The organism is Neobacillus drentensis (genome assembly GCF_036965645.1).
Taxonomy (GTDB): Bacteria; Bacillota; Bacilli; order Bacillales; family Cytobacillaceae; genus Neobacillus; species Neobacillus drentensis_D.
The window spans coordinates 1-12,240 of sequence record NZ_JBALPZ010000122.1; the positions used below are offsets into that span (position 1 = coordinate 1).

Annotated in this window: 12 protein-coding genes; 11 read left to right on the forward strand and 1 reads right to left on the reverse strand. The window is 37.1% G+C overall.

Annotated features, from left to right (window positions below):
* Positions 1 to 77 precede the first annotated feature (77 nt).
* Positions 78 to 1,493 carry an amino acid permease gene (locus V7266_RS21425; protein ID WP_335470743.1) on the forward strand — a complete coding sequence of 472 codons (1,416 nt, stop codon included), beginning with the start codon at positions 78 to 80 and terminating at the stop codon, positions 1,491 to 1,493.
* A 64-nt stretch (positions 1,494 to 1,557) separates the two neighbouring features.
* On the opposite strand, the gene V7266_RS21430 is transcribed toward V7266_RS21425, so the two are convergent.
* Positions 1,558 to 2,720, reverse strand: a protein-coding gene (locus V7266_RS21430; protein ID WP_335470745.1) for an IS3 family transposase whose coding sequence is annotated in 2 segments (ribosomal slippage) — positions 1,558 to 2,441 and positions 2,441 to 2,720 — 1,164 coding nt in all. Because the reading frame shifts where the segments join, the coding sequence is not laid out codon by codon here.
* A 240-nt stretch (positions 2,721 to 2,960) separates the two neighbouring features.
* Between V7266_RS21430 and V7266_RS21435 the strand changes: the two genes are divergently transcribed.
* The 10 genes from V7266_RS21435 (at position 2,961) to V7266_RS21480 (ending at position 12,201) form a co-directional block, all read left to right on the forward strand.
* Positions 2,961 to 4,202 carry an ATP-binding protein gene (locus tag V7266_RS21435; protein WP_335470747.1) on the forward strand — a complete coding sequence of 414 codons (1,242 nt, stop codon included), beginning with the start codon at positions 2,961 to 2,963 and terminating at the stop codon, positions 4,200 to 4,202.
* A 231-nt stretch (positions 4,203 to 4,433) separates the two neighbouring features.
* Positions 4,434 to 5,621 (forward strand): HD-GYP domain-containing protein, encoded by a 1,188-nt coding sequence (locus V7266_RS21440; RefSeq protein WP_335470749.1) that lies wholly within the window; start codon positions 4,434 to 4,436, stop codon positions 5,619 to 5,621.
* Positions 5,622 to 5,785: 164 nt separating this feature from the next.
* Positions 5,786 to 6,973: a hypothetical protein gene (locus V7266_RS21445; protein WP_335470751.1), complete on the forward strand. Its 1,188-nt coding sequence runs from the start codon at positions 5,786 to 5,788 to the stop codon at positions 6,971 to 6,973.
* Between the two features lie 137 nt (positions 6,974 to 7,110).
* A complete protein-coding gene (locus tag V7266_RS21450; RefSeq protein WP_335470753.1) occupies positions 7,111 to 8,196 on the forward strand; it encodes a hypothetical protein in 1,086 nt (361 codons plus the stop codon).
* A complete protein-coding gene (locus V7266_RS21455; protein ID WP_335470754.1) occupies positions 8,183 to 10,351 on the forward strand; it encodes a molybdopterin oxidoreductase family protein in 2,169 nt (722 codons plus the stop codon). The genes V7266_RS21450 and V7266_RS21455 overlap by 14 nt, the downstream gene beginning before the upstream one ends.
* Positions 10,351 to 10,911, forward strand: coding sequence for a 4Fe-4S dicluster domain-containing protein (locus V7266_RS21460; RefSeq protein WP_098527312.1), 561 nt, complete (start codon positions 10,351 to 10,353; stop codon positions 10,909 to 10,911). Before V7266_RS21455 ends, V7266_RS21460 begins: the two co-directional genes overlap by 1 nt.
* Positions 10,912 to 10,923: 12 nt before the next feature.
* Positions 10,924 to 11,448 (forward strand): Rieske (2Fe-2S) protein, encoded by a 525-nt coding sequence (locus V7266_RS21465; protein WP_335470757.1) that lies wholly within the window; start codon positions 10,924 to 10,926, stop codon positions 11,446 to 11,448.
* Positions 11,438 to 11,629 carry a hypothetical protein gene (locus V7266_RS21470; RefSeq protein ID WP_335470759.1) on the forward strand — a complete coding sequence of 64 codons (192 nt, stop codon included), beginning with the start codon at positions 11,438 to 11,440 and terminating at the stop codon, positions 11,627 to 11,629. The genes V7266_RS21465 and V7266_RS21470 overlap by 11 nt, the downstream gene beginning before the upstream one ends.
* Positions 11,622 to 11,933, forward strand: a complete 312-nt coding sequence (locus tag V7266_RS21475) for a hypothetical protein (RefSeq protein ID WP_335470761.1) — start codon at positions 11,622 to 11,624, stop codon at positions 11,931 to 11,933. Before V7266_RS21470 ends, V7266_RS21475 begins: the two co-directional genes overlap by 8 nt.
* Complete coding sequence (locus V7266_RS21480) at positions 11,920 to 12,201, forward strand: hypothetical protein (RefSeq protein ID WP_335470762.1); 282 nt, start codon at positions 11,920 to 11,922, stop codon at positions 12,199 to 12,201. Before V7266_RS21475 ends, V7266_RS21480 begins: the two co-directional genes overlap by 14 nt.
* The last annotated feature ends 39 nt before the right edge of the window (positions 12,202 to 12,240 follow it).

Sequence of the window (12,240 nt, forward strand, 5' to 3'; positions counted from 1 at the left end):
ATCATTATATTATTCAAATATGAGTTTTTGACGATCTTTTCAGAAATTTTAGAAATTAGACCCAAGAGGTGTATATAATGGATTTATTTAGAAAAAAATCAATCCAACAGCTTATTCAAGAAGTTGGTCAAAAAGATGTAACATTAAAGAAAGAGTTAGGTGCATTCGATTTATCCATGCTCGGGATTGGAGCTATCATAGGCACAGGTATATTTGTCCTTACAGGAGTAGCTGCTGCTGAGCATGCAGGTCCTGCATTAATCCTATCTTTTATCTTATCAGGTTTAGCCTGTGTATTTGCCGCCCTATGTTATGCGGAATTTGCTTCTACAGTTCCGGTATCAGGAAGTGCTTATACGTACAGCTACGCTACCTTTGGTGAAATAATTGCCTGGATACTTGGCTGGGATTTGATCCTTGAATATGGTTTAGCCTCTTCTGCAGTTGCGAGTGGCTGGTCAGGTTATTTACAAGGACTCTTAGCGGGGTTTGGAATTCATTTTCCTAAAGCAATCACAAGTGCTTATAATCCTGCAAATGGAACCTATATTGATGTTCCTGCAATCTTAATTATATTCATTATCACAATGTTACTAACACAAGGTGTAAAGAAGTCTTCTCGATTAAATACTATTATGGTTCTTATTAAGCTGGCAGTGGTTGTATTATTTATTGCTGTTGGGGTATGGTATGTAAAACCAGGAAATTGGACTCCGTTTATGCCATTTGGATTCTCGGGTGTGACAGCTGGTGCAGCTACTGTATTCTTTGCTTATATCGGTTTTGACGCTGTATCAACTGCAGCGGAAGAAGTAAGAAATCCACAGAAAAATATGCCGATTGGTATCATTGCCTCTTTATTAGTTTGTACGATTCTATACATCGTTGTATCCGGTATTTTAACAGGGATTGTTCCTTATCAACAGCTAGATGTTAAAAACCCAGTGGCCTTTGCACTAAATTATATTCACCAAGACTGGGTAGCAGGTTTCATTTCTCTAGGAGCACTTGCTGGTATTACTACTGTATTATTAGTTATGATTTATGGACAAACACGTTTATTCTATGCAATCAGCCGTGATGGATTATTGCCAAAAGTATTCTCTAAGGTAGATAAAAAGAAGCAAACGCCAATGGTAAATTCTTGGATCACTTGTATTTTGGTATCAATCTTCGCAGGATTAGTTCCGTTAGGAAGACTTGCAGAGTTGGTAAACATCGGTACATTATTTGCTTTTATGGCTGTATCAGTTGGAATTTTATATCTACGTAAAAACAAGCAGACCCCAAAAACTGGTTTCCGTGTACCTTTTGTGCCCTATATCCCGATTCTTGCTTTCTTATTCTGTGGATATTTAGCACTTCAGCTTCCGGCTATTTCATGGATCAGTTTCTCTGTTTGGTTAATAATTGGATTATTTGTTTACTTCGGATATGGACGCAGGCATTCAACTCTTAACACTAAAGCTGGCTGGCTGAAGAAAGTCAGCTAATTATTGGAAAAAGAACTTGCTTTTTGAACTGACCTATTAAAATGAGACAACGAAAAAGCACCGATTATGCTGCCTGTTCCCTAAACTCTATAGGGGACAGGTAGTTTAATTTTGCCTGAAGTCGTGTTTTATTATAATGATTGATGAATTTTTCAACTCTTTCTATTACAATAGAATTTGTAAGAAACTCTCTTCCTTGAGAGTAGAATTCTTCCGACTTTATGGTGGAGTGGAAGGATTCAATGACGGCATTATCCAAGCAATTGCCTTTCCGGGACATGCTTGTGGTAATGCCTTTTTCTTTTGCTATTCTTTGAAAGGAGAGGGACGTATATTGAGATCCCTGATCGCTGTGAAGTATTAGGCCGCTAGTATCACGACCCTCTACAGCGTCTTTTAAAGTATTTATCACTAAAGAAACATCTTGGCTGGTACTAATTCGATATGCAATAATCTCATTATTAAATAAATCCATGATCGTGCTAAGATAAAACATAGATTGTCCGAACGGAAGGTAAGTAATATCAGTAACCCATTTTTCATTTGGTCTAGAGGCTTTAAAATTTCTATTCAAATGGTTAGGGACGACTACCTTCATTTCACCAGCTATATTATTATTACGTTTTGGCCTGACCCGGCATTGCAAATTATATTTTTGCATAATCCGTTGTACAGTATTACGATGAACCTTTGTCTTATAATTACGTAATAGCCAGGCTTTGACAGTCCGATGGCCAATTAGAAATTTATGACGTTTACAAATTTCTATGATTTGTTTTTCAAGTTCAGTTTTAACTTTTGGATTCCGATTTCTCCACCTATAGTATGTTGATCTAGGTATATCTAAGCATTTACAAAGAATGGTTACACAATATTTATCTCTTAATTTCTCAATTAAGGTGACTACAGCTTCTGGAACCAACTCCTCTCGATTTCTTGGTATTTTTTTAAAATTTCTAATTGTGCCTTTAAGTGCTCATTTTCTCTCTTTAATTGATTAGTTTCGGATAATTCTTCAGGACCTTTCCCATAACTGTATTGTTTACCAATCCCTTGCGCTAAACGGTATTGTTGCCCTTCACGGTACCACTTCATCCACCTTTTAATTTGAGTAACATTGGTTATTCCAAACTTGTCCATAATTTCACGGTTAGAATACTCACCACTTAACTTCATCTCAATAACAGCCTTTTTAACTTCTTCTGAGTATGCATTTTTCTTCCCCATAAGAAAACACCTCCTGATTTTACGTATTATTTAAATACGATTCAGGGGGTGCTTTTTCCTTTGTCTTATTTAACTAGGTCTCTCCATTTTGGCAGGTTCTTTTTTTGCTATAATGTTATCGAAAATTGTCGGAAATCATCGAGAAAAGAAAAATATTGTCATTTTGATTGGTGAAAGATGGTAGAATAGAAGTTGAGAACTAGTTTGATTTTATTATTTAAATATTAAGGAGTTAGCTATATGAAAAAAGGTAGCAATAATCTTAGATTATTTGCTGAAGAAAAAAAAGCGGTAATCCTTTTTTTATGTTTATTTAACCTGCTTTTTTATGTTTGGGATGTGTATTACTACTATATTAGGCTATACATCGGGGGCAATGTTGAAGTTTCAAGAGATGGTTTAGGAATATCTTTATATTTTTTAATGTTATTACCCCTTTTTTCGGCTATTTACCTTCAAAAAAAAGGAAAGATTTTCTTAATTAAATACCTATATTTAACTGCTTTTCTAGTGATTGATATTATAGATAACTTAATTAGATATATTGGCACAAATCTTCATTTTGCAACCGGGAATATAGTAGAGGTTCTCTGTATTCTATTTGCACCTATATTTGTAAATAAGAAGTACTTTTGGTTTACTGCTATAGGAATCATTGGGAAGTATATATTATTAGGTCTAATTCTGCAGGATAGTAATGTTGTTCTTCCTATATTCCTTTACTTAATATTATCAGCGATTGCTTTCACTGTCTTAGTAAGGTTTTATTCTTACATTCATTCGTTAACGGATGTATACGAGGAACTAAAGAAAAAGGAGAAACTCGCGGTGATTGGTCAGATGGCTGCAGCTATTGGCCATGAAATTCGAAACCCTCTGGCGGCATTAAAAGGATTTACTCAGTTCCAGCAGGAAAACTATCCAAATCCAAATAACTATTTTCCGATTATGATTGAAGAGATTGACCGAATTAACACAATTGTTGATGACCTTATGTATTTAGGAAAACCAAAAAAAATTAAATTTGAAAAGGCAAGCATTGAGGAAATTATTGCTTATACTCTATCGATTACTCAGCAGCTGGCTGAGAGACAAGGGGTTACGGTTGAAACCATAATTGCTGGACCACTTCCGCCGCTAGATTGTGATGAAAAACAGCTAAAACAAGTGTTTATAAATCTCATAAAAAATGCAATCGAATCAATGCCTAATGGGGGAAGTATTCAGATCCATGTAAACGTAAATGTGATACAAAATCAACAAAAACTTTCCATTTCGATCCAGGACAAAGGAATGGGGATAGCAGATGAAAATATCCTAAATCTTGGTGAACCATTTTTTACGACCAAAAAAGACGGAACTGGCTTAGGTTTAATGGTTACCAAACAAATTATTAAAGACCATTCTGGGGAAATTAAGATTGAAAGTCTTATAAAAAAAGGAACTAAAGTCAACGTTATTTTACCTATTAAGAATAAATGAGGCAGTGGTTAACTAAACATTTCAATTTATTAGAAAAAAATAAATATTTTTACAATTTACCTGAAAATATTTCTTATTTATTCATAAATCGACTTGATTTATTGTATTTAATTTAAATTAAATGTTTTATAATGTAGGAAAGTGTCAATAAAAATAGCTTTCAGTTCGTTGATATAATACTTATTACCTATAAAGGAGAATATTTTATGATCCTTACGAGAGGTTTACCAGATGAAAAAACAACCAACAATTGATCCTAATTTAAGAAATGCTGAAACTCGAACGCTAAAATGGTTTTTGGTTTTATTTTATATAATATCTATTGCTTTTGATATCATTTATTCTGCCATATCGAAAAATGGGCTTCATATTAAAAATACACCTATCAATCTTATATATTTGATCTATTTATTAATGTTTGCATTACTGCCAGTGGCACGCTATGCAATAAAAAAGCAAAAATCCTATTATATTAAATACATTTACTTCCTAACATATACCTTTCTTACCTTAATAAGTGATGTAGTTACGTACGGTGGCCATCCTGAAAAATATCCTGGAGGAAGTGCTGTAGAAATATTCTGGTTATTACTATCAGCAATTTTCGTTAGTAAACCTTTTGTAATTGTTGTTTCAGGCGGAATTATATTGAAATATATTATAGTTGGACTAATTTTTAGTCCTCCTAACTTAGTGATAGGCCTTATATTAGCTGTCACTCTTTCCGTTTTTTCATTTATTTTATTATCAAGATTCCAATCATATGTGAATGCAATTAAGACCTCTTATGATCAACAATTAACTGGTCTTGTCAAAGGAGTAATTGCAACACTTGAACTTAAGGATCCATATACAAGAGGACATAGTGAACGTGTCGCAGGGTATGCACTAGAGCTGGCAAAAGCTACTCAAAATTATAAAGAAAAAGAACTAAAGGATTTTGAATTTGCTTGTTTACTTCATGATATTGGGAAAATTCACATTCCAGATCAAATATTAATGAAACCAACTAGGCTAACAAATCAAGAGTATGAAATAATAAAATCCCACACTAATGTTGGGGCAGATGCCGTATCAAAGGTCGTAGGTTTAAATAGTAGTATTGATGTTATTCGCTCGCATCATGAACGATGGGATGGAAATGGTTACCCTGATCAGTTAAAAGGGGAGGAAATTCCGTTTTTGGCACGGGTTGCTGCAATAGCAGACGCCTTTGATGCGATGACCTCAAATAGATCTTATCGAAATGCATTGTCAGTTGATGAAGCTTACAAACGGATATTAGACGGGAAGGGCACCCAATTTGATCCAAAATTAGTTGAACTATTTAAACAGGTTTATCCAACATGGACAGAAATCCATGAGAAATCTGTAAATGAGATTAGTAAAAAAGATATTTCTAATTTAGTTATCTTCTAATTTAAGGAGGTGATATCCTTGAAAATCCGGAAATTAAAAAAAATTAAAGTAACTAGTTTATGTTGGATTTGTTGGTTTGGAGGAGGAGCATAAACAATAAAGAAGGGTGCTAGCAAATGGCTTGCATCCTTCTTTATTGGATTACTAGAGAGGCGGGGGATTAGATGGATATATCCCTTTTTTCATACCTTACATTAGTCCCTATCAAAATTAGAAAAGAAAAAAAGACCTTTATTGTTGAAAATATAAATTCTGGTGAGTTTTATGAAATGCCAGAGATTTGTATTAATGCAATTGATTTATTGAACAATGGTCATTCATTAGGGGATATCGAACAGCGTTTGAAAGTAAAGTATCCAGAAGAAGACGTTAACCTTATTGATTTTGCTGAACAGCTTTCAGATCTCCAACTGATTGCAACAATCGATGGAATAGAGATTGCTCCTAAACTAAAGATAAATAAAAAAAACCATTCAGGATTCTTGTGGATTTCACCTAAGGTTGGGAAGTTCTTTTTTAATAAGACAGCACTGTTTTTATATGTAATATTGTTCATTTTAAATTTGTTTTTATTTGTTTCCTACCCAAATCTCTTTCCTCATTACCAGGATTTATTCATTTCTAATTATATGGTTTTAAATATTATAGCTTTACTTGTTCTAACTTTTTCTTCCGTGTTAATTCATGAATTCGGTCATATATTAGCAATGCGGTCAAAAGACCTATCGACTAAACTAAATGTAGGACATCGACTGTTTTTATTAGTACTTGAGTCTGATATCTCCACTGCTTGGAAACTACCTTCTAAAGAACGTAATGTAATATATATGGCTGGCCTATGTTTTGATATGGTTATCCTATTCTTAGCTTTAATAAGTCAGCTCAATTTTGTAAGTGGATCGGGAATTTTCCTGAGATTAATGTCTGTTGTTGTATTAAATACATTTCTCCGTATTGTTTACCAATGCTGTATATATATGAAAACAGATCTTTATTATGTATTTGAAAGCATTACTGGCTGCTATAACTTAATGGAAAACGCTCAACAAATGATCAAAAGAAGTTTACCATTTATAAAAAAACTAGAAACAAAGGATTTGGTTTTTGAGGGTGAGAAAAAGACTGTCTTCACTTATTCCTTATTTTATTTTGTGGGTGTTGTGTTGACAATTAGTTTATATGCTTTCTTTTATATTCCCCAGTTATTGTTTGCAGTTAAAAAGATTACTCCTGGATTTTTAGAAGGACCAGCCTCCCCTCCGTTTTGGGATGCTATGGTATTTTCCTTACAAATAATAATTGGACTTGCACTTCTTCTCCACTCATGGCGAAAAAAATACTTACAAAGATAATGTGACAAGAATTTGTCTAAAATAACTTTATTAGGGGTTTTTCTCCCGCATAATAGGGGATTTCCCTGATATAGATAACACATCCGTTTTTCTNNAGAAAAACGGATGTGTTATTTTTTTTGAGGAGGACCAAAAAAATGCAATCAACTACTGTCGCTGGGGCAAAAAAAGCGGGACGTTCTGTTAATGACGCCTTTGCATCTCATTTTGCTAAATCCATGTTTTTAACGATCATCGGATTTGTCATTTTAACATTTATCGGAACAAGAATGTTCACTCATATTGACTTGAACCTATACGGATATATGGTTGGAACCTTCGTCTTTATCGGTGGGTTCTTCTACCGGTTCATAGCATGGGGGGAAAGACCGCCAACCAAGATTATCATTAAAAAGGGCTTAAAACTGCTATTTAGAAAGAGCACTCCTAAGACAGCAGTTAATCACTTAGCCATTTACAATTTCATTCGTAACCGGGGAATTTATCGATGGATTCAACATATCTTAATCGGCTGGGGCTGTGTTCTTGCCTGCTTAGTAACATTCCCATTGGTATTCAGTTGGATGTATTTCACGATGGAAGACAACGGCTACTACACGATCGTATTATTCGGTATGAACATCATGCATGTCAAAGCAGATGGAATCATTGCTTGGATGTCTTATAATGCCTTAAATATTGCAGCCATCATGGTTACGACAGGCGTATGTATGGCGCTGCACCGCCGCTTGAAAAATATGCAGGCTAGAGCAGAGCAAAAATTTATGTACGACTTCTTACCACTTTATCTATTATTATTTATCTCTGTTACAGGACTTTTGTTAACTGTCCAAAATGTTCTTTTGCATGGATGGATGCAGCCACAGATGTCGCTGATTCACCAATTCTCTGTCATTGTGACCTTAATTTATCTTCCATTCGGGAAGTTAGCCCATATCCCGTTCCGTCCAATGAGTGTATTTGCAAGAAACTACCGTGAACATTACGGAGAAAAAGAAATGAAAAAATGTAAAGTGTGCGGAGATCACTTCGTATCAATGGAACAATCAAATGATGTTATTAATGTTTTAGGTGTAAACCAAATGGAATTTAACATGGAAGATGGATTTAATCTTGCTGAATTGTGCCTGCCGTGCCGCAGAAAATATCGCATTGCTAGATTCTCTGGATTCCCAACACATCAAGTAAAGGTCAAGGAGGCTAACCAGAATGCAAAGGGATAAATTTTATAAAGAAATCGAAAATGTACGTCATCCAAATGAAACGCTTGTTAAAACCCATTGCAGCTATTGCGGTATGCAGTGCGGCATGAACTTGAGGGTAGATACAAGAACAAACAAAATCATCGGGGTTGAACCCCGCTATGACTGGCCAGTGAACGTAGGAAAAATGTGTCCTAAAGGAGTTACTGCTTACCAGCAAACCAACCACCCAGATCGTATTTTAAAACCGTTAATCCGTGACGATGCTTCTTTAAAGGGAACGAAAGAGGGTTTCCGGGAAGCGACATGGAATGAAGCATATGACTTAATTGCGAAGAAATTTATAGAACTTCAAGCGAAATATGGTAAAGATACATTATCTGTATTCAGCGGCGTATCCATGACCAATGAGAAATGTTATCTAACAGGAAAATTCGCACGGGTTGCACTGCAAACTCGCTATATCGACTATAATGGCCGCTTCTGTATGTCAAGTGCTGCCGGCGGCTTCCTTCGTTCATTTGGAGTAGACCGAGGTTCAACATTACCATGGACAGATATCCATGAATCAGATTGCTTGTTTATTGCCGGAAGCAATACAGCGGAATGTCACCCAACATCGATGTTCCGTGTTTGGAATGTACAAGAAAGAGGCGGTTACTTGATTGTAGCTGACCCGCGTGAAACACCAGTTGCTAGAAGAGCAGATGTTCACTTAGACTTACGACCAGGAACAGACCTTGCACTTGCAAACGGAATCCTAAATTTATTGATCCAAAACGGTTATGCTGATGAAGAGTTTATAAATAATCATACAAATGGATTTGAAGAAACGAAAGAACTAGTAAAAGAATTTACTCCAGAATATACAAGCCAGATTACCGGAGTTGCTGTCGATAAGATTATCCGTGCCGCAGAAATCTACGGTAAAGCTCCAAATGCCGTTGTGATGTTCGCCCGAGGAATTGAGCAGCAGCATAAAGGTGTCGATAACGTGTCTGCCTACACGAATATGGCGCTGGTTACAGGGAAGATTGGCCGGCCAAAATCAGGTGTTGCTACGTTCACTGGTCAGGGGAATGGCCAAGGCGGGCGTGAACATGGTCAGAAATCAGATTTACTACCTGGTTATCGTAAAATAACAAATCCTAAGCATGTAGAAGAAGTATGCAAGGTATGGGGGATTACTCCTGAAGAAATGCCTCAGCCAGGGGTTTCCGCATATGAAATGTTTGAATTAATGGAGCAAAAAACCATTCGTGGTCTTTACCTGCTTTGCTCTAATCCTGCTGTTTCTGCACCAAACTTAAACTTTGTACGTAAAGCTTTAAAAGGCTTAGATTTCATGGTTTGTGCTGATTTCTATCTATCTGAATCAGCGGAATTTGCTGATGTGATTCTACCAACGGTTACATGGTCAGAAGATGAAGGAACGGTGACAAACCTAGAAGGACGGATTATTAAAATCAATAAGGCTCAAGAGCCGCTTGGTGAATCAAAGCCAGACTGGCAAATCCAAGTGGAACTTTCCGAACGTTTAGGAAGAGGCAAATACTTCTCTCATTTAAAAACAGCTAGAGACGTGGCGGATGAATTCCGTTTAGCATCTAAGGGCGGTTATGCTGACTACTATGGGGCAACGTGGGATAAGATCGATAAGCAAGACGGAGTATTCTGGCCATGCAGAGACGAAAACGATCCAGGAACACCACATATGTTCCTAGATAAGAAGTTCTATCATCCAGACGGGAAAGCAAAGATTTGTGCCTTACCTTACCGTCCGCCAGCTGAAGAGCCGGATGCAGACTATCCATTACGTTTAACGACTGGACGCGTTGTCTTCCATTATCTATCTGGGAATCAAACTCGCCGTATTCAATTTTTACGAGATATGTGCCCAGAGCCATACGTAGAGGTGCACCCAGCAACAGCAGCGAAATACAAGATTGAACACGAAGAATATGTCCGCCTGTTTACTCGCAGAGGTGAAGCGGAATATAAAGTGAAAATCACAGAAGCCATCCGGAAGGATACTGTATTCGTTCCTTACCATTTTGGTCACGATCAATCTATTAATCTATTAACGATTGCCGCATTAGATCCGATGTCAAGGATGCCTGAATTCAAAGCTTGTGCAGCGCAGATAGAAAAACTAGCAAGAAAGGCGGTCCAGTAATGAAAAAGCGATTATATTTAGAACTTGAAAACTGTATAGGATGCCGTTCTTGTTTGGCTGCCTGCACGCAATGCGGCGGGCACGAAGAGCGGAACCGTAACTATGTTTACGACGTCAATCCTCTCGTCAACCGTCAAACAATGCCTCTCATGTGTCTTCACTGTGTGAATCCAGCATGTGCGAGAAGCTGCCCGGCACAAGCAATCCAAATTCACGAAACAGGGGCGGTTTTATCGGCTCTTGTAGAAAAGTGTATCGGCTGTCAAAACTGTACAATTGCTTGCCCTTACGGAATACCAAAGTTCGATACAGAACAGAATTTAATGTATAAGTGTGACTTGTGTATCGACCGGTCAAAGGATGGAATTCCACCAATGTGCGCGAGCGTTTGCCCGTCAAATACATTACAATGGCTCACAGACGAGGAAATTGAAGCAAAGCAAAAGCAGTTTAACCTTGATAATGGCAAATGGGTAACAAGTATGCCTTACTTAGAAGGCGAAACAAATGTTAAAGTGAATCTTCCTGGGATCCTTCAGGGCGTCACTAAATTGTTTTAGGAGGGATTAAAGATGACAGAGAAAAATAATAAAATCCCGTTCAATGAAGATAACTATACCCACAATATAAATCGAAATAATGAACGTAAGCTGGACCGCCGCGGTTTCATGAAAACATTAGTGGGGGCTGCAGGGGTATTCGCGGTTTCCTCTCTTCCCTGGGGAGCATTAGCGGCAAAAGAATTAACTGGGCTTAGTGATAAGAAGTATCCAAAGCATAAAATAACCGATGTAAGTGCAATTCCAGTTGGGGATGCTGTTGATTTTGCTTTCCCAGGTGAACACGACAGCGCCATATTAATCAGGCTCTCTGAAAATAAATATGTGGCTTATCAAAATGCGTGTACCCATTTACGCTGCCCTGTCTTTTGGAAAAAGGACGAGGGGGAGATGTTATGCCCATGCCACCATGGGAAATTTGATGTAAAAACGGGAGAACCAATTGCCGGACCGCCGAGACGTCCGCTTCCTGAAGTCTATGTAAAAGTAGAAAACGGTGCGGTTTATGCCTTGGGGGTGAAACGTTATGAAGCGTAGTTACTTACCCGTTGGACTCCTTTTGGCTGTACTCATGTTAAACATAATTTTCACACAATATATGGTACATCAATATTTCTATCAAAATTATCTCGACACCATTATAGCTGCCGTCATCAACGTAATTTTATTTCCGATCGCATTGTTTATTTATAAAAATGGTGTGAATGTCAATGACTAGTGAGACCTATATTGATTTTTGTTTTGTAAGGCCAGCATCAGGCGGTTTTGCGGGGGAGATTGATGAGTTATTGAAACAGACCTTTGCGAAAAAGCGGTTGAATTGGTTTTTAGAAGAAAAAACATGCGAAGGTATTGAAATGGTTGTGGCAGAAATCAAAGGGATGAGCAATTGGCAGTCTGAAGAAGAGACGATTCAATTTATCGAAGAGCATGCAGGCGAGGTGTTCTGGGAGTATTTGCAAGGATATAAAATGTTCATCTATCCGGTATTGAAAGGATGTAGTAGCTGTGGAACCCATTAATTTGGCAGATGTGGAATCGTTTACTGATACTCTAGTCGATATTCTCATCCAGGATGAACAAGGCGGAGATCAAGCAGCTGCTGTAAGGAAAACAATTAAAAAAGCTCAATATTGTCCTGATAAAACGCATATTCGTTTTTATTTTGATCATTTTTATTTTCTAGCTGTTCCGCTCACATGCAAGGTCAACCTGTCAGACGAAGCCTGGTCTGCGTTTGATACAGACAGTGGATTAACCTATACATTAAAAAAGGTTCAGGTCTTTTAATAAGAACCTGACTTTTTTCATACTTAAATGAAATGGGCT